This window comes from Paraburkholderia sprentiae WSM5005, from assembly GCF_001865575.2.
GTDB lineage: Bacteria > Pseudomonadota > Gammaproteobacteria > Burkholderiales > Burkholderiaceae > Paraburkholderia > Paraburkholderia sprentiae.
The window spans coordinates 1,517,814-1,541,589 of the sequence record NZ_CP017561.2 but is presented as its reverse complement, the minus strand read 5'-3'; the positions used below and the strand labels follow the sequence as shown (position 1 = coordinate 1,541,589).

General features: G+C 66.1%; 20 protein-coding genes. 3 read left to right on the top strand and 17 right to left on the bottom strand.

Translation table 11 applies throughout. The features are described from left to right. Window positions 1-25 precede the first annotated feature (25 nt). Window positions 26-766: an ABC transporter ATP-binding protein gene (locus tag BJG93_RS07075; protein ID WP_027197611.1), complete on the top strand. Its 741-nt coding sequence runs from the start codon at window positions 26-28 to the stop codon at window positions 764-766. Further along, window positions 763-1,569, top strand: coding sequence for an ABC transporter permease (locus BJG93_RS07070; protein ID WP_027197610.1), 807 nt, complete (start codon window positions 763-765; stop codon window positions 1,567-1,569). The genes BJG93_RS07075 and BJG93_RS07070 overlap by 4 nt, the downstream gene beginning before the upstream one ends. Window positions 1,570-1,641: 72 nt before the next feature. On the opposite strand, the gene BJG93_RS07065 is transcribed toward BJG93_RS07070, so the two are convergent. The 5 genes from BJG93_RS07065 to BJG93_RS07045 form a co-directional block, all read right to left on the bottom strand. Next, on the bottom strand, window positions 1,642-2,190 hold the full coding sequence (locus tag BJG93_RS07065; protein ID WP_027197609.1) for a DUF6013 family protein: 549 nt from the start codon (window positions 2,188-2,190) through the stop codon (window positions 1,642-1,644). Window positions 2,191-2,458: 268 nt separating this feature from the next. Next, complete coding sequence (locus tag BJG93_RS07060) at window positions 2,459-2,773, bottom strand: hypothetical protein (RefSeq protein WP_027197608.1); 315 nt, start codon at window positions 2,771-2,773, stop codon at window positions 2,459-2,461. Window positions 2,774-2,858: 85 nt separating this feature from the next. After that, complete coding sequence (ligD, locus tag BJG93_RS07055; protein WP_027197607.1) at window positions 2,859-5,687, bottom strand: DNA ligase D; 2,829 nt, start codon at window positions 5,685-5,687, stop codon at window positions 2,859-2,861. A gap of 45 nt (window positions 5,688-5,732) precedes the next feature. Beyond that, window positions 5,733-6,752, bottom strand: coding sequence for a non-homologous end joining protein Ku (gene ku, locus BJG93_RS07050; protein WP_027197606.1), 1,020 nt, complete (start codon window positions 6,750-6,752; stop codon window positions 5,733-5,735). A gap of 168 nt (window positions 6,753-6,920) precedes the next feature. After that, window positions 6,921-8,156, bottom strand: coding sequence for a cytochrome P450 (locus BJG93_RS07045; RefSeq protein WP_027197605.1), 1,236 nt, complete (start codon window positions 8,154-8,156; stop codon window positions 6,921-6,923). A gap of 130 nt (window positions 8,157-8,286) precedes the next feature. Between BJG93_RS07045 and serB the strand changes: the two genes are divergently transcribed. Further along, window positions 8,287-9,126 (top strand): phosphoserine phosphatase SerB, encoded by an 840-nt coding sequence (gene serB, locus BJG93_RS07040; RefSeq protein ID WP_027197604.1) that lies wholly within the window; start codon window positions 8,287-8,289, stop codon window positions 9,124-9,126. Window positions 9,127-9,271: 145 nt separating this feature from the next. Here the strand turns inward: serB and BJG93_RS07035 are convergent, their stop codons facing one another. The 12 genes from BJG93_RS07035 to BJG93_RS06980 all read right to left on the bottom strand — a co-directional run bounded on the left by BJG93_RS07035 (window position 9,272) and on the right by BJG93_RS06980 (window position 23,744). Beyond that, window positions 9,272-10,456 (bottom strand): cystathionine beta-lyase, encoded by a 1,185-nt coding sequence (locus tag BJG93_RS07035; protein ID WP_027197603.1) that lies wholly within the window; start codon window positions 10,454-10,456, stop codon window positions 9,272-9,274. A gap of 82 nt (window positions 10,457-10,538) precedes the next feature. Further along, window positions 10,539-11,156: a hypothetical protein gene (locus BJG93_RS07030; RefSeq protein ID WP_027197602.1), complete on the bottom strand. Its 618-nt coding sequence runs from the start codon at window positions 11,154-11,156 to the stop codon at window positions 10,539-10,541. Between the two features lie 73 nt (window positions 11,157-11,229). Next, window positions 11,230-12,414 carry a beta-ketothiolase BktB gene (bktB, locus tag BJG93_RS07025; RefSeq protein WP_027197601.1) on the bottom strand — a complete coding sequence of 395 codons (1,185 nt, stop codon included), beginning with the start codon at window positions 12,412-12,414 and terminating at the stop codon, window positions 11,230-11,232. 88 nt (window positions 12,415-12,502) lie between these two features. Further along, window positions 12,503-13,450, bottom strand: a complete 948-nt coding sequence (locus tag BJG93_RS07020; RefSeq protein WP_027197600.1) for a sugar kinase — start codon at window positions 13,448-13,450, stop codon at window positions 12,503-12,505. Between the two features lie 3 nt (window positions 13,451-13,453). Next, window positions 13,454-14,848, bottom strand: coding sequence for a 30S ribosomal protein S12 methylthiotransferase RimO (gene rimO, locus BJG93_RS07015; RefSeq protein WP_034479965.1), 1,395 nt, complete (start codon window positions 14,846-14,848; stop codon window positions 13,454-13,456). Between the two features lie 81 nt (window positions 14,849-14,929). Next, window positions 14,930-15,973: a tRNA dihydrouridine synthase gene (locus tag BJG93_RS07010; protein WP_027197598.1), complete on the bottom strand. Its 1,044-nt coding sequence runs from the start codon at window positions 15,971-15,973 to the stop codon at window positions 14,930-14,932. Window positions 15,974-16,250: 277 nt separating this feature from the next. Next, window positions 16,251-16,868, bottom strand: coding sequence for a polyhydroxyalkanoate synthesis repressor PhaR (gene phaR / locus BJG93_RS07005; protein WP_027197597.1), 618 nt, complete (start codon window positions 16,866-16,868; stop codon window positions 16,251-16,253). Window positions 16,869-17,004: 136 nt separating this feature from the next. Then, entirely contained in the window at window positions 17,005-17,745 is a 741-nt protein-coding gene (locus tag BJG93_RS07000) for a 3-ketoacyl-ACP reductase (protein WP_027197596.1), read from the bottom strand. A 90-nt stretch (window positions 17,746-17,835) separates the two neighbouring features. Further along, window positions 17,836-19,017: an acetyl-CoA C-acetyltransferase gene (locus BJG93_RS06995; RefSeq protein ID WP_027197595.1), complete on the bottom strand. Its 1,182-nt coding sequence runs from the start codon at window positions 19,015-19,017 to the stop codon at window positions 17,836-17,838. Window positions 19,018-19,215: 198 nt separating this feature from the next. Continuing rightward, window positions 19,216-21,030, bottom strand: a complete 1,815-nt coding sequence (gene phaC / locus BJG93_RS06990) for a class I poly(R)-hydroxyalkanoic acid synthase (RefSeq protein ID WP_027197594.1) — start codon at window positions 21,028-21,030, stop codon at window positions 19,216-19,218. Between the two features lie 603 nt (window positions 21,031-21,633). Then, complete coding sequence (gene pgeF, locus BJG93_RS06985; RefSeq protein WP_027197593.1) at window positions 21,634-22,497, bottom strand: peptidoglycan editing factor PgeF; 864 nt, start codon at window positions 22,495-22,497, stop codon at window positions 21,634-21,636. After that, window positions 22,494-23,744: an RluA family pseudouridine synthase gene (locus tag BJG93_RS06980; RefSeq protein WP_027197592.1), complete on the bottom strand. Its 1,251-nt coding sequence runs from the start codon at window positions 23,742-23,744 to the stop codon at window positions 22,494-22,496. The genes pgeF and BJG93_RS06980 overlap by 4 nt, the downstream gene beginning before the upstream one ends. Window positions 23,745-23,776: the final 32 nt, after the last annotated feature.

Here is a 23,776-nt window from a genome sequence, read left to right as displayed (position 1 = left end):
ACGCTCCGTCAACGACGTTCCAACCATGACCGATGCTCCCCTCGTCCTCGCCGACGGCATCGTGCGGCGCGATGCGCAGCGCGGCCAGACGCTGTTGCAGCCGACCACCTTCGCCCTGCGCGCCGGCGAGCGCGTCGCGATAACCGGACCGTCCGGTTCCGGCAAGAGCGTCTTGCTGCGCGCGCTCGCGCTGCTCGATCCGATCGATGCGGGCCACATCCTGTGGCATGGCGCGCCGGTCGAGCGCGCCGCGATTCCGCGCTACCGGCGCGGTGTCGCGTATATCCGGCAGCGGCCCGCGCTGATCGACGGCAGCGTCGAAGACAATCTACGCTATCCGTTCGAGCTGCGCGCGTATCGCGACGTGCGCTTCGATCGCGCGCACGCGGCCGGGCTTGCCATGCAAGCAGGCCGCGGCGAGGACTTTCTCGGCAAGCGCGCGAGCGAGCTGTCGGGTGGCGAAGCGCAGATCGCTGCGTTGATCCGCGTGCTGCAACTCGCGCCCGAAGTGCTGCTGCTCGACGAGCCGACCGCATCGCTCGACCCGGCATCGTCGCGCGCGATCGAAGCGCTCGTGCAGGCGTGGTTCGATGCCGCGCCGCACGCTCACGCGTCGATGTGGGTGTCGCACGATCTCGGGCAGGCGGCACGCATGAGCGAACGGCATCTGACGATGCGCACCGGCGTACTGACCGAAGAAACGCTCGTGCGGCGCGACGCGGAGCGACCCGCCCCCGCGGACCTGCCCCGGGAGTCTCGCCAATGAGCCTGCAGAATCTGAGCTTGTGGGACGTCGCGATCGCGACGCTGCTGATCGTCGTGAACGGCGCGGTATCGGTCGCGCTGAAGCTCGGTCTCGAACGCAAGCTCGCATGGGCGGCGGTGCGCACCGTCGTCCAGCTGCTCGCGATCGGCTATGTGCTCGGCTGGGTGTTCCGCTTCGATCGCTGGTACGTCGTGCTGCCGCTGATGATCGTAATGACGCTGATCGCCGGTTTCGCGGGCGCGCAGCGCGGCAGCCGCAGCTATGCCGGCCAGCGCGCCGACAGCGTGCTGTCGATCTGGGTCAGCTCGTGGCTAGTTGCCGCGGTGGGACTGTTCGTCGTGATCCGCATTCATCCGTGGTACGCGCCGCAATATGCGATTCCAATTCTCGGCATGATCCTCGGCAACACGCTGACCGGCGTGTCGCTTGGCATTGAGCGGATGACCGAGGAGTTGACCGCGCGGCGCGATCGCGTCGACATGGCGCTCGCGCTCGGCGCGACGCGCTGGGAGGCCGCGCAGGCGCCGGCGCGTCAGGCGGTGCGCGCGGGCATGATGCCGACGTTGAACCAGATGGCGGTGGTCGGCGTCGTGAGTTTGCCCGGCATGATGACCGGTCAGGTGCTAGCCGGGCAATCGCCATTGCAGGCGGTGCGCTACCAGATCGTCATCATGTTTCTGATCGCGGCGGCGTCGGCGCTAGGGACCGTGGGCGCGGTGCTGCTCACGTACCGGCGGCTCTTTTCGGCCGAGCATCAGTTCTTGCCGGCGCGGCTCGTCGAGCGTGACGCGCGTCAAGGATGACGCGCCAGCATCACGCGCTGGCGCATGCCACGCGGCGCGCAGGCGGCGCTCGCAGCGCGCGCGTTCGAGCGCTCAACGCTTCGCGGTAACCGCGACCTCGGTGCCGTCGCTGAGGGTCAGCGTTTTCGTCGTGCCGTTGACCGGCATCGTGAACCGCACGATCTGACTCGCGCGCACATCGTTCGGACACTTGAGCGTCTTGCCGCCGCTCGTCACGGTTTTCACGCCATGCGGCGTCTGCGCCTGGAAGCTCAGCTGCACGGTCGCGGTGCCGTCGCTCGACACGACCGGCGCAAAGCGGATCTGCGTTTGACGGATCATCGCGCCATTCGCGTCGACCGGCAGCGACGAATAGTCCGGGCATGCGTCCGTCGCGGCCACCGGACCGCCGGGCGGCACGGTCTTCCACGTGAAGTCGTCCGATTCGCCCGAGCGGATCGTGCGGGTCTCCTGGGAATTGCCGAACTGTTTCGACGTGACGCGAACGGTGTAGCGAATCGGACCGTCGAGCGCGGCCTGGTTGGTCACCGTGATCGGCGTGGCCGCGCGAGCAGCCGGCACCAGTGCGCAGGCGAGAGAAGCGACAACGGAAACGGCGGAGAGTTTGAAGCTAAAGCTCATACTGTCACCTCGTTGTTGTGCCGCTGCGCGCTCGCGCCGACGCGACTGCCGGTGCACTGTTCGCACACTGCCAGGGACCGGCCGGTTCATACCGGCTTGCCTCGCCGCAAGACGCGCAACCGTTTTGGCATGCTGCGTCGTCAGTCTAACGCCAAGCGCGCTAGCGCGCGTGTCGTGTCGGCTCGGGTGTTAACCCGCTTGCGGCGACACGCTTTCTGCGCGTCGATTCGCCGCGTCGATGCCGCCGAGCTCCTCGTCAGCGTGCTCGTCAGCGCTTGCCGCTCTGTGCGCCGCCCTCCTTGCGATCCGAGTTCACATCGGTATGCGCGTCGTTCTGCGTGCGTTGCTGATACTCGCCGCCGCCGCGGCGGTCGGTGTCCTGTTGCCCATGCTCGATATCCTCATGCGCCTGCTTGCCGACATCGCGCGGCTGGTCCTCGTGCTGCGACTCCGGACGCTGATCGGTTTCATGCGGCAGCGGCGCCGCGGCTTCCTGCAACGACTTCGGATCCTTCTTCGCGTGCGGGTCGGCTGGCGGGTTCGCTTGCCGGTCGCCGTCTGTCGATTGCGGCAGGGTCTTCATTGCATTGCTCCTTCGCGAATCGCGTTCGCGCTGAGTGCGCACGGCGAATTCGCGGGTTGATTTCGGCCACCCGGACGAGCGCGGATCACGCGACGCCCAGACGTTTTTTCATCGCCGCGGTGATGCGCTGACGGGTCTTCGCGTAGTCGGCCCACGGGTCGTTGTCGAGGCCGTCCACGCGCTCGTGGACGTTGCGGATGTTCCATTGATCGCCGCTCGTCGTGCTGTCGAGTTCGTCCCACGCGAGCGGCACCGACACGCCGAGCCCCGGCCGCGCGCGCACCGAGAAGGCCGCCACCGTGCTCGAGCCGCGGTTGTTGCGCAGATAGTCGATGAAAATCTTCTTCTTGCGATTCTGCGCGCCCATCTTTGCGCTGAAGTACTGCGGCAGCGTCGACGCCATATGTTGCGCGACCGCCTGCGAGAAAGCCTTCACTTCGTCCCAGCCGGCCTGCTTCGCGAGTGGCACGATCACGTGCAAGCCCTTGCCGCCGCTCGTCTTGCAAAACGACTTCAGGCCCAGTTCGTCGAGCAGCGAGCGGGTCAGTTGCGCGGCCTCGACCATGCGTTCCCAACCGAGCGACGGATCCGGGTCGAGATCGAACACCACGCGATCGGGCTTTTCGATATTCGACGCGACCGCATTCCACGTATGAAGTTCGACGGTGCCCATCTGCGCGGCGCCGACCAGCGCGGCGGCCGTGTCGATCGTGATCAGCGGCGGATGCCCCGGATCGAGTCCCTCATGCTGCGTGACGTGCGGAATCGACAGCTTCTGACTGTGCTTCTGAAAGAACAGCTCGCCGCCGATGTCCTCGGGGGCGCGCACCAGCGCGACCGGCCGCTCGCGCAGATGCGGCAGCATCCATTCGGCGATCGATGCGTAGTACTGCACCAGTTCGAGCTTGCTGGCGCCGCTGCTTTTGTCGATCACGCGATCGGGATGCGAGATGCGCACGCCGGCGATTTCGCTGTGCGCGCGCGAGCGTGTTGCCGTGGTTCGGGCGGGCGCGGTTTCGGCGGCGGCGGCCGTCTTGCCGCTCTTGGCGGTCTTGCCGGTCTTTTTGGCCGCGCGCTGATTCGGCGCGCTTGTTTGCGGTGTATCGTCGGAAGCGGTGTCGGTTTGCTGTTGCACGTCGGCTCCTTGTCGGGCGGTTTCCCTGACGATCTGGCGCGCCGGCTTGTCGTCGCGCAGGCTGACGAACGACGCCTGGCGCACGATGCCGTCGCTCGTCCATTCGGCGAAGTTGCATTCGGCGACGAGCACCGGATCGACCCAATGCACGGGCGTGCGGCTGCGCTCGCGCGGCTCGCTCGCGAACGGCATGCGCTTGCTCGGGTGCGCGTCGAGCGCCCGTTTGACCGAGCGCAGCAGCGCGGCGTCGAAGCCGGTGCCGACGCGCCCCGCGTACCGCAGCCGGCCGTCGCCGTCGTACACCCCGAGCAGCAGCGCGCCGAACGCCGCGCGGCTGCCGCTCGGCTCGGAATAGCCGCCGATCACGAACTCCTGGCGGCGCCGGCACTTCAGCTTGATCCACGACGGCGAGCGGCCCGACACATAGCTGCTGTCGCGCCGTTTGCCGATGATGCCTTCGAGTGCCATGTCGCACGCGCTCTCGAGCAGCTCGTCGGCGCTGAACGCGAAGTCGTTTGAAAAGCGCAGCACGCGATCGTCGACGCCTTCGAGCAGCGCGCGCAAAATCGCGCGACGCTGTTCGAGCGGTACGCCGCGCAGGTCGTAGCCATTCAGAAACGGCAGATCGAACAGATAGATCACGATGTCCTGCGGACGATGCGCGTCGAACGCGTTTTGCAGCAACTGAAAGTTCGGCACGTCGCGTTCGTCGAGCACGACCGCTTCGCCGTCGAGCCACGCGCTTTGCAGCTCGAGCGCCGCGAAGGCCTCGATCTGCTTGCTGAACCTGGCGGTCCAGTCGTTGCCGTTGCGCGTGAAAACACTGACGGCACCGCCCTTCGCTTTCGATGCATGGTCGATGCGCGCAAGCACGCGGTAGCCGTCGAACTTGATCTCGTAGAGCCAGTCGTCGCCTGGCGGCGCGGTGTCGACGAGCGTGGCCAGTTCCGGCTTCAGGCTCGCGGGCAATGCGGCTTTGAGCGCGCCTTCTATCGATGGCGACACGGCGAGTTCGCGCAGAGATTGCGCGCTGCGGGTCGCGACGATGTCGGGGCGTTTGGGATCGGTGGTGCGGCGCGAGGATGCGGACCTGGCCGGCTTGCCTGCGCTCGCGGACGTGCCGTCGCGCGGCGTTGCCGTGTCCGCTTTCGATTGCTTGGTTCTCCTGCCTTTCGAAGCCCCGTCGGTCAGCGCGCTGCCCGGCAGCTCTTTGAGCACGTCGTAGTCGCTTTCGTCGCGCGCTTGCTCGTCGCGCTCCTTGATCAACAGCCATTGTTCCTTGTCGCCGCTGCCGCGCATGTGGCTACGTACGAGCGTCCAGCCGCCGTGCAGCTTCTCGCCGTGCAAATGGAACTTGAGCTTGCCGGCCGCATACGATCGCGCGGCTTCGGCCGCGCTGCCCGCCGGCTCCCACGTGCCGCGATCCCACACGATCACCGTGCCCGCGCCGTAGTTGCCGGGCGGAATCTCGCCCTCGAACGTACCGTATTCGATCGGATGGTCCTCGACGTGCACCGCGAGCCGTTTGACCGACGGGTCGAGGCTCGGTCCCTTCGGAATCGCCCACGACAGCAGCGCGCCGTTCAGTTCGAGCCGGAAGTCGTAGTGCAGACGCCGCGCGTGGTGCTCCTGGATCACGTAGGACAGCGTGTCGGGCGCGGCGCGCGGTGCGCGCTTGCCGGTCTTGCTCGCGGCGCGCTTGCGGGCCGCCGCGCCGGCCGGCTCCGGCGTGTCCTCGAAGCGGCGTTTGCGGTGATAGAGGTCGAGTCGGTCGTTCATGGCGATGACTCCGGTGCGTTGGGTGTTGGCGGGCCGGCCGTGCGCTCAGGCCGCCGCACGCCGTTTGCGGGACGTCGCCGTGGTTTTCGAGCTCGCGCGGCCGCTGCTGCCGCCATCACCGCTGCGACTGCGCGCGGTGCTTGCGGCGCGAGACTTTTTGCGCGCGGGCGCGGTTGTCTGTTCTTCGGAGTCGGCCTCGCTGTCGGCCTGATCCTCGTCCTCGTCCTCGTCGGCTGCGCGCTTGCGGCCCGTGGCGGCCTGCTTGCCCTTGCCGCGGCCGAGGCTGCGCCGCAGCAGATCGGACAGGTCGAGAATGTCGGCGGACTTGCGCGACTCGCGCGGCGTTTCGACTTCGGTGATCTCCTCGGTCTTGCCCGCGCGAATCTTGCGCTCGACGAGCGCCATGATGTCGTCGCGAAACGTATCGTGGTACTGCGTCGGGTCCCACGTCTCGCTCATGTCGTCGATCAGCTTTTTCGCCATGTCGAGTTCCTTCGCCGACACGCCAGCGGCCTTCATGCCCTCGGGCGGCACCTTGAATTCGTCGAGACTGCGCACCTCGTTGGCCCAGCGCAGCGTGTTCAGCGCCAGCACCGGACCAAGCGGAATCAGCGCCGCCAGATGTTGCTTGTTGTGCAGCACGACACTCGCGACGCCGACCTTGCCCGACGCCGTCATCGCCTCGCGCAATAGCGCATAGACTTTTTCGCCCTTGCGGTCGGGCGTCAGGAAATACGGCGTGTCGAGATAGAGGAACGAGATGTCAGGGGCGTCGACGAACGCGAGGATGTCGACTGTCTGCGTCGACTCGGGGTTCGCCGAGCGGATTTCGTCGTCCGATAGGACGACGTAGCGGTCCTTCTCGTACTCGAAGCCGCGCACGATGTTGTCGCGAGTCACGTCCTTGCCGGTGCGCTTGTTGATCTGCTTGTAGCCGACCGGGTCGATCGAGCGCTTGTCGAGCAGATTGAAGCCGACCTTTTCGGACTGCGTCGCCGGATAGAGCTGAACCGGCACGTGGACGAGCCCGAAACTGATTGCGCCTTTCCAGATCATGTGTGCCATCGCGCGCTCCGTGTCCCGTGGGCTTGAGATATGACGGGAAGCAGCAAGCGTGCCCGCGTTTCAGCGCGTAGTCGACTCGGCGGCGCGCTGTCATCGGGCTGTAAGTCTTGCGATGAGGCGGCAAAAGCTACGGCGTTGCGGGTGGGCGCGGTAGAGGTGAAGCTAGCCTCAAGGCGCGAGCAGGACCGGCACCGACGCAAACCCACGAAACCTCACGCGCCCGCCCCGCGTCGGCTCGCCGTCGAGGCGATACGCCGGGAAGCGCTGCACGAAGCGCCCGATCGCAATTCGCGCTTCCAGCCGCGCCAGCGACAAGCCCGCGCACTGGTGAATCCCGAATCCGAACGCGAGATGCCGGTTCGGGTCGCGACGAATGTGGAAGCGGTCCGGTTGCGCAAACTGCTCGGGGTCCCGATTGGCCGCGCCGATGCACAGCGTGACCGGCGTACCGCGCGCGAGCGCGACGCCGCCGATCTCGGTATCGACGGTAGTCATGCGGTTGCCGAGCTGATTCGAACTCTCGAAGCGCAAACACTCCTCGACCGCGCTAGCGATCAGCGCCGGCTCGCGCCGCAGCGCGGCGCGCTCCTCGGCCCATTCGCTCAGCGTGACGAGCCCGTTGCCGATCAGGTTGGTGGTCGTTTCGTGCCCGGCGTTCAGAATGAAAATGCAGTTCTGCAGCAGTTCAACTTCGGATAGCTGTTCGTCCGGCCCCTCGCCCTGAATCAGTCGCGTCAGCACGTCGTGCTGCGGATCGCCCGGCTCGCAACGGCGTCGTGCGACGAGGCCGCGCAGATAGTCGACGAATTCGCTGACCGCGCGATTGCCGCGCTCGAACTGCGCGCCGGTCAGCGACGGCTCGAGCGCACCGAGGATCGCCAGCGACCAGTTGCGCAGCGGCGCGCGCTCGCCGTGCGGCACGTCGAGCAGATTGCCGATGACCTCGAGCGGAATCGCCGCTGCGAACTCGCCGATCAGATCGATACGCCCGCGTTGCGCGGCCGCATCGAGCAGGCTGTCGACGAGCCGGATCAGCGCGGGCTCCATCGCCGCGATCGCACGCGCGGTCAGGGCGCCGGCGATCAGTTTGCGCACCCGCGTGTGGCGCGGTGGATCGTTGAACACGAGGCTCGTGGTGTGATGCGCGTAGAGCGGCGAGTCGCCATATTTCGGCCGGAACTCGACGGTCTTGTCGGAGCTGAAGGTGTTCGGGTCGCGGTAGACCGCCTGCACGTCGCGAAAGCGCGTCAAGAAGATCGAGCCGTCGGGCATGCGCCGGATCGGCTCGTAGGTACGCAGTGCGTGATAGACCGGATAGGGATCGGCGTAGAACGCGGGGTCCGGATCACGCAGATCGAAGTCGCGGGCAAGGGAGGATGCATCGCTGGCGCTCGCTAGGGTCATGCGTTGTCTCCATGGGGCGTCTTGTTGCGCCTCGCGCGCAGCCGCCTGCGACGGCGCAAACGACGGAACCGATACAATAGCGGGATTTTCCGCGCCCCACGCGCCTCTTTTTCCGCGTCACTGGTCGTCCATGAACCTCGTCATTCAAAGCGTCGCCCCCCTTTCCACCGACCACCACAAAATCCTCGTCGCGCTTGCGCGCGGCTCGCACGCCGCCGTCATCGACGCGAACGCCATTCGCATCGCCGATGCGGACCCTGCGCAGCGCGCCGACGTCGAAGCGTATTGCTACACGCATCAGCTCGATTACGCGTTTGTCGAAGCGGGCCGCCAGTTGCGCGACTTCGGCCTCGTCGCGATGGACATGGATTCGACGCTGATCACGATCGAGTGCATCGACGAAATCGCCGATTTCTGCGGGCTCAAGGCCGAAGTCGCGGCGATCACCGAGGCTGCGATGCGCGGTGAGATCAAGGACTTCAACGAAAGTCTGACGCGTCGCGTCGCGCTGTTGAAGGGGCTCGACGCCAGCGCGCTCGAGCGTGTGTACGAAGAGCGCCTGCAGTTGTCGCCAGGCGCCGAACGCATGCTTGCCGGCGCGAAACAGGCGGGCCTGAAAACGCTGCTCGTGTCGGGCGGCTTCACGTTCTTCACCGCGAAGCTGAAGGCGCGCCTCGGCCTCGATTTCACGCGTGCGAACACGCTCGAAATCATCGACGGCAAGCTGACGGGCAACGTGATCGGCGAGATCGTCAATGCCGACGTGAAAGCGCGCATGCTGCGCGAAACCTGCGCGACGCTCGGCATCGAAGCGTCGCGCGCAATCGCGATCGGCGACGGCTCGAACGACCTGAAGATGATGGCCGAAGCCGGACTCTCCGTGGCATTCCGCGCGAAACCGGTGGTGCGCGAAGCAGCCAGCGTGTCGTTCAATTTCGTGGGACTGGACGGCTTGCTGCGGCTGCTTTGACGCGGCATCCATCGCAGCATCGCGCCGCGGCATCGAAGATCCGGCCGAACGGTCAGGCCTGCGGGATACGTTCGGAACGACAAAGCCCGCCGGGAACGCTTCCCGGCGGGCTTCGCTGACCACCGTTGCGAACCGGGCTCGCGCGCTAAGCGAGCGTCGCGAGGCTCTGCTCGATATCCGCACGCAGATCCGCCTCGTCCTCGAGACCGATATAGAAGCGCACCAGCGTGCCGCGGTGCGGCCACTGTGCCGCCGTGCGCATCGACGCAATGTCGTATGGCATCGCGAGGCTATGCGCGCCGCCCCAACTCCAGCCGAGCGAAAACAGTTCGAGCGATTCGCAGAACGTGTCGATCTGTGCCGCGCTATACCGCTCGTCGAACACGACCGAGAACAGGCCGCCCGCGCCGGTGAAGTCGCGCTTGTACACTTCGTGCCCCGCACAGTCGGCAAGCGCCGGATGCAGCACCGCGACGATTTCCGGCCGGCTCTTCAACCACGCCGCGAGCGATAGCGCCGCGCGATCGTGCTGCGCGAAACGCAGTTGCATGCTCGGCAGGCTACGCAGGATCAACGAGCAGTCGTCCGAGGACACGCCGATGCCCATGCGCATGCGCGCCGCCTTCAGCTTCACATGCACGTCGCGCTCGACCGTGATCGTCGCGCCCATCAGCACGTCGCCGCCGCCCGACTGGTATTTGGTCAGCGCCTGCACCGAGATGTCGACGCCGTGGTCGAACGGCCGGAACGCGAGGCCCGCGGACCACGTGTTGTCGATCGCGGTGACGACCTTGCGCGCGCGCGCCGCCGCGGTGATGGCGGGTACGTCGGGCACTTCCATCGTCACCGAGCCCGGCGCCTCGATCCAGATCAGGCGCGTGTTCGGCCGGATCAGACTGGCGATGCCCGCGCCGATCAGCGGATCGTAGTAGCGCGCCGTGATGCCGAAATCGCGCGCGAGCCAGTCGCCGTGGTCGCGGTTGGGCGAGTAGACGTTATCGGGGATCAGCACGTCGTCGCCGGCCTTCAAAAGACCGAAGTACACGTTCGAGATCGACGACAGCCCCGACGGCTGCAGCAACGCATGTTTGCCGCCCTCGATCGCGGCGAGGCGCTGCGCGAGCGCGATCTGCGTTGGCGTCGCATGCAGGCCGTAGCGCCATTGCGCGTCGTTCTTCCAGTCGAGCGCGCGCATCGCGGCGAGGTCGGGGAACACCACCGTCGACGCGCGCGTGACCGGCGTCGAGAACGACTCGAAGCCCGGCGTGATCTGGTCCTCGGCATGCACGATGCGGGTTTGCAGACCACGTTTGCGTTTGGATTCTGTCATGTGAAGTTCGATGAAAACCAGGGAAGCGGCACTGACACAGCCGCCGCGCCTCACGATGCCGGAGGCCCGGCGGGCGAGCGCGTCAGTCGCCCGTTTGCAGGTTGCTGACGCCGCCTACCGGGTGTGCGCCGGCAGCGGGCGCCGGCGCGGGAGCGCCGTTGACCGCGGCCGGTTGCGGAGCTGGGGTTGCAGCCTTGGCCGCCGCCAGCGGCTTCAGGTTGAACGCCTGCGGGTTCGAATCGTCGACGTTCATGCGGTCGCCTTCGAGCGAGCCGTCCGCCGCGAACTTGCCGACCCAGTTGCCGGTGATATGCGTGCCGTCGTTCGATTCCTCGACTTCGAGCGTATCGCCGTCGCGATCGCCGGCGATCAGGATCACCTCGCCGCTATCGGTGTACTGATACTCGCCGTGCACGCCGGACGGATCGTCGGTCTTGGGCCCGAGCCGCAGCACGATGGGGCGCGCGCCGAGCGTGCCCACGTAGCGCGGAAACTTCGCGAACTCGGGGCTCGGCTTCAGCGGCAGCTGGATCGGCGGCGGCGCGGCCAGCTCCTTGACCGCATCGCTTTCCGCCCACGCCTGCGATGGCATCCAAAGTATCGTGCCGGCGCACAACAGCGCGGCGGCGCACGTCACCGCGCCGGTGCGGCGGCGCAACCTGCGCGTTGCCGACCCCTTCGTCACTTCCGCTTCCTGCATGCTGTCCATCCTTGTTGCTGGTTCCTGCTGGTTCCTGCTTGCTACCCGTGCGAAGCCGGCCTGCCGCGCGCGGTCACAGACGCTCGAAAACCGCCGCGATGCCCTGGCCGCCGCCGATGCACATCGTGACGAGCGCATAGCGCCCGCCGATGCGCTGCAACTCGTACAGCGCCTTCACGGTGATCAGCGCGCCGGTCGCGCCGATCGGATGGCCGAGCGAAATGCCCGAGCCATTCGGATTGACCTTGGCCGGATCGAAGCCGAGCTCCTTACTGACCGCGCACGCTTGCGCGGCGAATGCCTCGTTGGCCTCGATCACATCGAGCTCGGCGACGGTGATGCCCGCCCGCTCGAGCGCCTTGCGGCTCGCCGGCACCGGCCCGATACCCATGTACGCCGGATCGACGCCCGCATGCGCGTACGACACCAGCCGCGCCAACGGCTTCACGCCGCGCCGCTCGGCGACGCTACGCTCCATCAGCACGACGGCCGCGGCCGCGTCGTTGATGCCCGACGCGTTGCCAGCCGTCACCGTGCCATTGTCCTTCGCGAACACCGGCTTCAGCTTCGCGAAGTCTTCCGCCGTTGCGTTCATCCGCGCGTGCTCGTCCGTGTCGAACACGGCGTCGCCCTTTTTCGACGGAATCGTGATCGGCAGAATCTGTTCCTTGAAGTAGCCGCTCGTAATCGCGTGGGCTGCGCGACGATGCGACTCGAGCGCGAGCGCGTCCTGCGCGTCGCGCGAGATCTCGTACTTGCGCGCGACGTTCTCGGCGGTCACGCCCATATGGATCGACTGAAACGGATCGTTGAGCGCGCCGACCATCATGTCGACGAGGCGCGCGTCGCCCATGCGCTGGCCGAAGCGCGCGGCCGGCATCGAGTAAGGCGCGCGGCTCATGTTTTCAGCGCCGCCGCCGATCGCGATGTCGGCGTCGCCGAGCAGCACGCTCTGTGCGGCCGACACGATCGCCTGCAAGCCCGATCCGCACAGCCGGTTCACGGTCAGCGCGGGCGTATGCTGCGCGACCCCGCCGTTGATCGCGGCGACGCGCGCGAGGTACATGTCCTTCGGCTCGGTGTGCACGACGTTGCCGAACACGACGTGCCCGACTTCGTCACCCGACACGCTCGCGCGTTCGAGCACTTCGCGCACGACGCGCGCGCCGAGATCGGTCGGCGCGAACTCCTTCAGGCTGCCGCCGAACGTGCCGATTGCCGTGCGTACACCGCTTACCACCACGACGTCCCGTTGCATAGCTTGCCCCTCCTGTCGTCTGTTCAGTCTGCCTGGATGATTGCGCAAGCGCGGGGCCAGGCTGCGCCGCGCTCGGCTCACGTCATAGCTAGCCCGCCAGCACCCGCTCGACTGTCTCGCGCGACGGGATCGGCGCGACCGCGCCATAAGCTTGCGTCGACAGCGCGGCGGCGACGTTCGCGTAACGCGCGGCGGTAAATGGATCGTCGCCCGCGACGATGCGCGCGATGAACGCGCCGCCAAAGCAGTCGCCGGCGCCGGTCGCATCGACCGCATCGACGACGTGGCCCGGCACGACGCGCCGCTCGTCAGGCGTCGCGATATACGAGCCGTCCTTGCCGAGCTTCAGCGCGACCACGCGCGGGCCGTGCGACAGCAGAAAATCGACGATTTCGTCGCGGCCGGTCAGCCCCGTCAGTTCGGTCACGTCGTCCCAGCTCGGCAGGCAGATGTCGGTCTGGCGGATCGCCTCGAGCATCACCGCGCGCGCCCGCGCGAGCGGCCACAGCTTCAGCCGCAGATTGGTGTCGAAGCTCACGCGCACGCGATTCGCGCGCGCATGCGCGATCGCCTCGAGCGCGGCGTCGCAGGCGCTCACGCTGATCGCGAGGCTGATGCCGGACAGATGCACGACCTTCGCCGCCGCGAGCGCGTCGCGCGGCAGATCGGCCGGCGCATAGCGGCTCGCCGCGGAGCCCGCGCGCAGATAGTCGAACGCGTGGCCGTTGGGGCCGTGGGAGACGAAATAGACGCCGGTCGACGCTTGCGCATCGATGCGCACGAACGACGTATCGACGCGCTCGCGCTCCCACAGATCGACGAGCAGGCGTCCGAAATGATCGGCGCCGACTGCGGACACGAAGCCGGTCCGCGCGCCCTGGCGCGCGGCCGCGATGCAGAAGTTCGACGTGTCGCCGCCGAAACCTTGCAGATAGTTCGGCTGATCCTTGGCCGACTGGTTGAACTCGATCATCGCCTCGCCGAGCGCGAGGATGTCCGGTGTTCGAGCTTCGGAACCTGCTGCGCTGAGCGTCATCGCTTAAACCTCGCCCCACAGATCGTGACCGTCCGCGCCGGTCATTTTCACGGATACGAATTCGCCGACCTTGTAGCGCTTCGACGCCTTGGTGGACGGCGCGATATAGACAACGCCGTCGATCTCCGGCGCGTCCGCCGCGGTACGGCCGATGCCGCCGTCCGCGTTGATGTCGTCGACCAGCACCTTCAGCGTTTTGCCGACCTTCTTCGCGATGCGCTTGGCCGACACCTGCTCGGCCACTTCCATGAAGCGCGCGCGACGGTCCTCGCGCACTTCGTCGGGCAGCGCGCCGTCGAGTTCATTCGCGCTCGCGCCTTCGACCGGTGAATACGCGAAGCACCCAACGCGATCGAGCTCCGCCTCGCGGATGAAATCGAGTAGCGTCTGGAACTGCTCTTCGGTCTCGCCGGGAAAGCCCGCGATGAAGGTGCTGCGAATCGTCAGATCCGGGCAGATCTCGCGCCACGCTTTCACGCGCTCCATCACCTTCTCGGCGTTGGCCGGGCGCTTCATGCGTTTCAACACTTCCGGGTGCGCGTGCTGGAACGGCACGTCGAGATACGGCAGCACGTGGCCCTTGTACGGACCGGCGGCCATCATCGGAATCACTTCATCGACGCTCGGATACGGATACACATAGTGCAGGCGCACCCACGCGCCGTATTGCGCGGCGAGTTCGCCGAGCGCGGCGACCAGATCCGTCATGCGCGTCTTGATCGGCTTGCCGTTCCAGAAACCGGTGCGGTATTTGACGTCGACGCCGTACGCGCTCGTGTCCTGAGAAATCACCAGCAGTTCTTTAACGCCGGACTTGAACAGATTCTCCGCTTCGAGCATCACGTCGGCGACCGGGCGCGACACGAGATCGCCGCGCATCGACGGGATGATGCAGAACGTGCAACGGTGATTGCAGCCTTCGGAAATCTTCAGGTATGCGTAGTGGCGCGGCGTGAGCTTGACGCCCGCGGCGGGCACCAGATCGACGAACGGATCGTGCGGCTTCGGCAGATGGCTGTGCACCGCCTGCATGACCTCGCCGAGCGCGTGCGGGCCGGTCACCGCGAGCACCTTCGGATGCACTTCCTCGATCAGCCCCGAACCGCTCGCGCTCTTCTTCGCGCCGAGGCAGCCAGTGACGATCACCTTGCCGTTTTCGTTGAGCGCTTCGCCGATTGCGTCGAGGCTTTCCTGCACGGCTTCGTCGATGAAGCCGCAAGTGTTGACGACCACGAGGTCCGCGCCGTCATAGGTGCCGGAGATTTCGTAGCCTTCGGCGCGCAGCTGGGTGATGATCTGCTCGGAATCGACGAGGGCCTTGGGGCAGCCGAGAGAAACGAAGCCGACTTTCGGCGTGGCGCCCGGCACGACGGGAGCGTTCGAGGGGGTGGAAGACATGGGGAACCGCTTGAAGACGTTAAACCCTGAATTGTAGCGGTTCGCCACCGCCACCGCTCGTAAGTCTTTGAATTCTAGTCTTCAAACGGAGACGGATTCGGCCCGATCGGGCTGATCCAGCTCGCAGTTTTCGTCGCTGAAAACGTCCTGACGCGTCGGCGTGGACGCGCCTGCCACCGTCAGCGCCTGGCCGATCACCGTAAGAATTTCGTCAGAGTCCTGCACTCGCCGGATCGCCGCATGCAGTTCGGCCGCTTGCGGCCACGTCCGTTGCAGGTAGCTGAGCCACTTCTTGACGCGGCCGTGCTCGTGGGTCAGCGTGCCGTGCGCACGCAGCTTGTCGATGTAGCCGATGATCGATCGCAACACCTGCTGCCATTCGTCGGACGACGGGCACGGGTCCATGAGCCCGCGGATTCGCTGCGCGAGGAACGGATCCGATACGGCGCCGCGCCCGATCATCACGTCCGCGCAGCCGCTGACCGAGCAGCAGCGCTGCCAGTCCGCCACCGTCCAGACCTCGCCGTTCGCGATCACGGGCACGTCGACGGCGTCGTCGATGCGCGCGATCCACTCCCAGTGGGCAGGCGGCCGGTAGCGGTCGTCGCGCGTGCGCGCATGCACGACGAGCGAGGCCGCGCCGCCGTCCGCGAGCGCCTGCGCGCATTCGATCGCCTGCGACGTGTCGGCCACGCCGAGGCGCATTTTTGCCGTCACCGCGATGTCGGTCGGCACCGCGGCGCGCACGGCCGCGACGATCCGGTTCAGCAGCTTCGGGTTCGCGAGCAGCATCGCGCCACCGCCATGCTGATTGACGACTTTGGCGGGACAGCCGAAGTTCAGGTCGATACCGTAGGGCGACAGCGTGGCCGCATGCGCGGCATTGCGCGCCATCCATTCAGGATCGCTGCCGAGCAGCTGGATCACCATCGGGGTGCCGCTGACGGTCACGTTCGAGTGCAAAATTTCGGGCGCTTCGCGCTCGTAGACGCGGGTCGGCAAGAGCGAGCCTGTGATGCGGATGAACTCGGACACGCAGCCGTCGAAAGCGCCCGCGCTCGTCAGCACGTCGCGCAGCACGTAGTCCGCAAGCCCTTCCATTGGGGCGAGAAACAGCCGACTCATAAGGATGTGGGTGAACAGCGGGTCACCGCAGAATGATCCGCGCCGCCTTGGCAACGCAAGACACCGACGCGATCAGGGAGACGGTCTGAAACATAGGATGGGGCCAGCGGAAGGAAAACGGTAACGGCGCATGCAGCGGTGTGCCGGCAGTGGACGCAACGGACACTGAGCCGCCGCCGGAATCGGGTTCCGACGGACCAGCGTCCCGCACGCGCGGGCCGCCATTGTAGCGCGTCGGCGGCTGCGCACTCCCGCGAGCTCGCGGCCACTCATTGCTTCACTTCTTTTCCGTCTCCGGATTCCCCTGCGGCGTAGCCGGCGCATTGCTCGCGTTGCTCGCGTTGACCGCGCCGCCCGGCGTGAACGGGAACGTGGCGAACATGGTCTTCGCCTGGTTCTGCATCTGCTCCTGCATTTGCACGAACATGTTCTTCGATTGCTCGATATAGCTGGTCATCATGCCCTGCATCATCGGCGCTTGCATGTTCATGAACTGCGACCAGACTTCGGGATTCATCGCCTTGCCTTCATAGAGATTCTTCGACTGGTCGGCGAGCTTTGCCTGAATGTCGATGAAGGCCTGGATATTCTTTTCCAGATAGGTGCCCATCATGCCCTGCATCGCATGACCGTAGAACCGGATGATCTGCGACAACATCGACGACGAGAACATCGGCAGGCCGCCGCTCTCTTCTTCGAGAATGATCTGCAGCAGGATCGAGCGCGTCAGGTCCTCGTTGCTTTTGGCATCGATCACCTTGAAATCTTCCTGATCGAGCACGAGCTGCTTCACATCGGTCAGCGTGATGTAGGTGCTCGTCTCGGTGTCGTAGAGCCGACGATTCGGATATTTCTTGATCAGTCGTTCGGCCGTTTTCTTTGTAGTAGTAGTCATGTAACGCCTTTAAGCTCCAGTTAAGCAAACGCGGAAACGGCGTCCGGGCTGTGCAATCGAGCGATTGCGCAGCCGGGACGCCGGCGAAACCATCTGAGCCGAAGTGCGCCGCCCTGCGGTCCGGCGCAGCGATGGCTCAGCCCATATGCAAGCCGCCGTTCAGCGAAAAGTCCGCACCGGTAGCGAAGCCAGATTCCTCCGACGCGAGCCAAGCGACGATCGAGCCGATTTCGTCCGGCTGACCGAGGCGGCGCACCGGAATCGTCGCGACGATTTTTTCCAGCACGTCCGGGCGGATCGCCTTGACCATGTCGGTACCGATGTAGCCCGGCGACACGGTGTTGACCGTCACGCCCTTGGTCGCGACTTCCTGCGCGAGCGACATCGTGAAGCCGTGAATGCCGGCCTTCGCGGTCGAGTAGTTGGTCTGACCGAACTGGCCCTTCTGGCCGTTCACCGACGAAATGTTGATCACGCGGCCAAAGCCACGCTCGACCATGCCGTCGATCACCTGCTTCGTGACGTTGAACAGGCTGGTCAGGTTGGTGTCGATCACCGCCGTCCAGTCTTCGTGCGTCATCTTGCGGAACACGACGTCGCGCGTGATGCCGGCATTGTTGACCAGCACGTCGATCTCGCCGACTTCGGCCTTCACTTTGTCGAATGCGTCCTTGGTCGATTGCCAGTCACCGACGTTGCCCTCGGAGGCGACGAAGTCGTAGCCGAGCGCTTTCTGCTCGTCGAGCCACTTGGCACGGCGCGGCGAGTTCGGGCCGCAGCCCGCGACCACCCTGAAGCCTTCCTTGTGCAGACGCTGGCAGATGCTGGTGCCGATGCCGCCCATGCCGCCCGTTACGTACGCAATTCGCTGTGTCATAAACCATACTCCGTTATCGTTGTCGAGGCGCCCGCCGGCCGCCTCGTGCCTCGCCTGATGCGGGTTGCAGCGCGGCGTACTCAGCGCACTTTAAACGCGCTCGACCGCCAGCGCCACACCCATGCCGCCGCCGATACACAGCGACGCCAGACCCTTCTTCGCATCGCGCTTCTGCATTTCGTGCAGCAGCGTGACGAGAATCCGGCAACCGGACGCGCCGATCGGGTGGCCGATCGCAATCGCGCCGCCGTTCACGTTGATCTTCGACGTGTCCCAGCCCATCTGCTTATGCACGGCGAGCGCCTGCGCGGCAAACGCTTCGTTGATTTCCATGAGGTCGAGATCGGCCGGCGTCCAGCCCGCGCGCTCGAGGCAACGGCGCGAAGCCGGCACCGGGCCCATGCCCATCACCTTCGGATCGACACCCGCGTTCGCGTACGCCTTGATGCGCGCGAGCGGCGTGAGGCCGAGCGCTTCCGCCTTTTTCAACGACATCACGAGCACCGCGGCCGCGCCGTCGTTCAGACCCGATGCATTCGCCGCCGTGACCGTGCCTTCCTTCGAAAACGCCGGCTTCAGGCCCGCGAGCGATTCGGCCGTCACGCCATGACGCACGAATTCGTCGGTGGCGAAGCGCAGCGGCTCGCCCTTGCGTTGCGGAATCTCGACCGGCACGATTTCGTCGTTGAAGCGCCCTGCCTTCTGCGCGGCTTCCGCCTTGTTCTGCGACAGCGCCGCGAACGCGTCCTGCTGTTCGCGCGTGATGCCGTGTTCCTTCGCGACGTTTTCAGCCGTCACGCCCATGTGGTACTGGTTGTAGACGTCCCACAGGCCGTCGACGATCATCGAGTCGATCAGCTTCGCGTCACCCATGCGGAAACCGTCGCGCGAACCCGGCAGCACGTGCGGCGCGGCGCTCATGTTTTCCTGGCCGCCTGCGACGACGATGTCCGCGTCGCCGGCAATGATCGCGTTGGCCGCGAGCATCACGGCCTTCAGACCGGAGCCGCAGACCTTGTTGATCGTCATGCCCGGCACGGACGACGGCAACCCCGCCTTGATCAGCGCCTGACGCGCGGGGTTCTGACCGGAGCCCGCGGTCAGCACCTGGCCCAGAATAACTTCGCTCACCTGTTCCGGCTTCACGCCTGCCCGTTCGAGCACGGCGCGCACCGCGAGCGCGCCGAGTTCGGGCGCGGCGATCTTCGCCAGCGACCCACCAAACTTGCCCACTGCAGTACGAGCGGCCGATACGATCACAACATCAGTCATTTCCATATCCTCCGGGCATCGCGGCCAACCGCGCCGCAGCCCGTTACGTTAAAAATTGCGTTGCAACTCGCGTTGCTCTCACGCCTTCGTCAACCAGACGCTCATTCACCTGCCAAACAGCTACGCACCTGCTGACTGCGCGCTATGGCCGACGTCGACAGCAACATCGGACGCGCGCGTCGAGCCTGTGCGTGAACCTTACTCCCGTTGCCGCACGTAGCGGCCCGGCGCCGGCTCGATGACCGGGAATTCGTCGGAGCCCAGCGTGGCGCGCGGCTTCACTTTCTTGCCGCCGTACTGATCGAGCCACCCGGTCCATTCGGGCCACCAGCTGCCGGGCACTTCGGTCGCCGCGTCGAACCAATCGTCCGCGCGTTCGGGCAGCGTCTTCGCGTCGGTATCGAGCTTCCAGAAGCTGCGCTTGTTCTTCGCGGGCGGATTGATCACGCCGGCGATATGGCCCGATGCGCCGAGCACGAACTTCAGCGGTCCGGTAAGCAGTGGCGCCGACGCATACGCGGTTTGCCACGGCACGATATGGTCTTCGCGTGAACCGTAAATGAAGGTCGGCACGTCGATTTTCGTTAGATCGATCGGCTCGCCGCAGGTGGTCAATGCACCGGGCTCGCGCAGCTTGTTCTCAAGATACGTGTTGCGCAGATACCAGACGTACATGGGCCCCGGCAGACTGGTCGAGTCGCTGTTCCAGTACAGCAGGTCGAACGGCACCGGCGTGCGGCCCTTCAGATAGCTGTCGACGACGTAGTTCCATACGAGGTCGTTCGGACGCAGGAACGAGAACGTGTTGGCGAACTCGATGCCGCGCATCAGTCCCGGCGGCGCGCCGTTCTTGCCGCCGATGGTCTGCTCGCGCATCTGCACATGCGCCTCGTCGACGAATATGTCGAGCACGCCCGTGTCGGAGAAGTCGAGCATCGCCGTGAGCAGCGTCATCGACGCGGCCGGATGTTCGCCGCGCGCCGCGGCCACCGCGAGCGCGGTGGCGAGCATCGTGCCGCCGACGCAGAAGCCGAGCGTATTGATCTGCTCGCGGCCGCTGATCTTGCGCACGGTATCGATCGACGTGAGCACGCCCTCGTCGATGTAGTCGTCCCATGTCTTGTGCGCGATGGACTGATCCGCGTTGCGCCACGAAATCAGGAACACCTGGTGGCCCGAATCGAGCGCGTGCGCGACCAGCGAGTTTTCGGGCTGCAGATCGAGAATGTAGAACTTGTTGATGCACGGCGGCACGATAAGCAGCGGCCGCTCGCGCACGCTCGGCGTGCGCGGCTTATATTGGATCAGCTGCAGCAGCTCGTTCTCGAACACGACCGAGCCCTCGGTGTTGGCAAGGTTCTCGCCAACCGCGAAACGCGATTCGTCGGTTTGGGAAATCTTGCCGCGCTGCAGGTCGCCGAGCAGGTTCATCACTCCTTGGCGAAGGCTCTCGCCGTTGCTGTCGAGCAGCGTTTTCTGCGCTTCGGGATTCAGCGCCAAGTAGTTGCTCGGCGAGGCCGCCGCGGTCCACTGCTGAACCGCGAAGCGAATGCGCTCGCGCATTTTCGGCACGGTGTCGAGCGCGTCGACCATCTGCTGCAGATAGCGCGCGTTCAGCAGATACCATGCGGCGGTGAACGCGTAGGCCGGCGCCGCGCTCCAGGCGTCCGCGCTAAAGCGCCGGTCCTTGAGTTCGGGCGCCTTGCTCGCCGACGTGGTGGCCTGCTGGATCAGTTCCATCGCTTCGCGCGAATAGTCGGTCTGCAGCTTCTGCAAACGCTCGGGCGGAATCGCGGCGGCGGGAATGCTCAGCGCCGGCAACGACGGCAGCGCGCCGGCGGCGAGCTTGCTGAAGTCGGGCATGCCGGGAAACGCGGGTATTTGCGGGAAGCCTGCCGCGATCTGCGCGAGGTCCGGCATGTGCGGCAGTGAGGGAATCTGGAACATCGTGCCGTTTGGCGGGGCGCCGAACGAACGCCATGCGTTCATCCAGGCGTCGAGAAATTGCTGCATGCCTGCGGCTGACGATGCACCGCTCGTACCGGCCTGCTGCGTGTGCTCCTTCGAGGAGTCCGTGCTGGGGGAAGCTGAGGAATGAGATGCTGCCATGCCTGCTTTTGACCGGTAAGTCCTCGCGGACGGGTTGAGAGGCAGGTTCATGTGCGCGTAGCGATGACTCGCGAATCCGTCACGCCCTGGCCCATGAACAAGGAGGAGCTTGGACGAACATTCTTGCTCCCCATCACAAGGCATGTCAATGCTTGTTCCCGATTTTGCCGCAGTGCGATAGCTTTTTAATTATCGTTTTCCCTGTATGGCTAATCGCGCTATCACGGACCCAATGACTCACGCGGGGCGCAGATCGACAAACTCCCGCGACGCATGGCATTTAAGCATATTTATCCGTTCGGCCGCCCACACAGCCGGCGGCCGATTCGCGCTATCGGCGGGCGTTTCGGCAGTGCAACAAAAATCCGGCTGACGGCCCGGACACAGGCTTTCGGCGGCGCACCCGCAATCAGATTCGACAATCATGAGCCGAGGCTCATTCAGATGGAATAAAACCACCGTTCGATTCTAAAAGTATGACGAGATGCGCACGCGCGGCATCCCGAATTAATCGGCAATGGATTGCGCCTGTTCGTCGATCCAGATCAGCGCGGCCATACGGCCGGTTTCGCGGTCGCGGCGATACGAGTAAAAACGCTCGCGCAGCGTGACCGTGCACAGATCGCCGCCGCTGATGCGCGTCACGCCGAGCCGCTGCAGACGCAGGCGCGCGAGCGCGGGCAGATCGGCGAGATATTTGCCGGCATTCTCGGGATGCGCGACGAATGCCTTCGCGGCCGCATTGCGTTGTGCGCCGTCGGTCCCATTCATGAAGGCGTCACGCACGTCCGTGCCGACTTCAAATGCGTTGGGCCCGATCGACGGTCCCAAGTACGCATGCAGCTCGTTCGCCTGCACCCCCGCCAGCGCCGCGACCCGCGCTGCCGTCTGCTCGACGATGCCCGCCGCGAGTCCGCGCCAGCCGGCATGCGCCGCGCCGACCGCGCGCCCCGCTTCGTCGCACAACAGCACCGGCATGCAATCGGCCACCATCACGACGCACGCGATGCCCGCGCGATCGGTGACGCCCGCGTCGGCGCGCGCCGGCGCGCCATGCTCGCGCGCGTGCGCGAGCGCATCCTCCGCACGTACGATGGCCGCGCCGTGGATCTGTTCGAGCCACGCGGCCTCGCGAACACCGGTCAGCGCGACGAGCCGTGCGCGATTGCTCGCGACCGCGGCGGGATCGTCGCCGGTCTTCAGGCCCAGATTCAGACCGCCTGGCCGGTCAGCGCCGTCGCGCCAGCGGCCGAACGGCGCGTCGCTGACGCCGCCGTCACGGGTGGTCACCAGCGCGCGCACGCGCGGCGACACGTTCCACGGGGGTTGCACGACATCGGCAAAACTCAGTTCCGGCAAATTCCTGCTCATGCGCGATCGTCCTCGTCCTGGTCGCTGTCTTCATCGTACGCGCCGTCGTCGAGCGATGCATCGTAGTCCTCATCCTCGTCATACGCGTCGTCGAACCCGCCCGCGTCGTCGCGCCCCAGACCGAGCGCCGCCGACAACGCCTCCATATCGGCGGGCACGTCGGCGCGCCATTGCATCGAGCGGCCGGTGTTCGGATGGATCAGCCCGAGCCGCCACGCGTGCAGCGCCTGACGCGCGAAGCCGTCCGGCAGCGGCGTGACCGAGCGCTTGCCGCGCGCGCGTCCGTACACGGGGTCGCCAAGCAACGGATGGCCGATATGCGCGCAATGCACGCGAATCTGATGCGTGCGCCCGGTCTCCAGATCGCAGTGAATCGCCGTGACCGGCTGACGCTGCCAGATCGCCGAGGCGACGCGCCGGAAATGCGTGCGCGCCGGCTTGCCGGCCGCGCCCGTCACCACGGCCATGCGCGTGCGCTCGCGCGGATCGCGGCCGATCGGCGCGTCGATCGTGCCTTCGTCGGGCATGTTGCCCCACACGAGCGCGAGATAGCGGCGCTTCACCGTGCGCGCCTGCAACTGACGCACGAGGTCGGTCTGCGCCTGGAGCGTGCGCGCGACCACCATCAGTCCCGAGGTCTCCTTGTCGAGCCGATGCACGATGCCCGCGCGCGGCAGACCCGCCGCGGCCTCGCCGTAGCGGTGCAGCAGACCGTTCAGCACGGTGCCGCTCCAGTTGCCGGCGGCCGGATGCACGACCATGCCGGCCGGCTTGTTGATGACGACGAGCGTGTCGTCCTCGTAGACGATGTCGAGCGGCACCGGCTCGGGCGTAAAGGCGAGCTGCTCGGGCAGCAGATCGGGCACGAGTTCGATCGTGGCGCCAAGCGGCACCGGTTGGCGGATCCTGGCCGGCTTGCCGTCGACGTGTACCCGCTGCGCCTCGATCCAGCTTTGCAGACGGCTGCGCGAGAACTCCGGAAATACCTTCGCGAGCACCTTGTCGAGGCGTTCGCCGGCCAGTTCGTCGGGCGCCACGACGCTGCGCGGCGCCTCGTCGGCCGGGCGAACCGGCACGGCTGCGGCCGTGGCCGCGGAGCCTTGCGGGCCGCTTGCCGCGAGCGCGTCGCCGGTGAAATCGTCGTCGAGGGAATCGGCGCCCAACGCGTCGGCGGGGTCGGCGCTTACGCTATAATCTTCGTTGCCATTCCCGGCGCCTGCGGTGCCTGGAGTATTTGAGCGGGTCATTGAGTCTGGGTCACCTGGACGTAAAGCTAGAC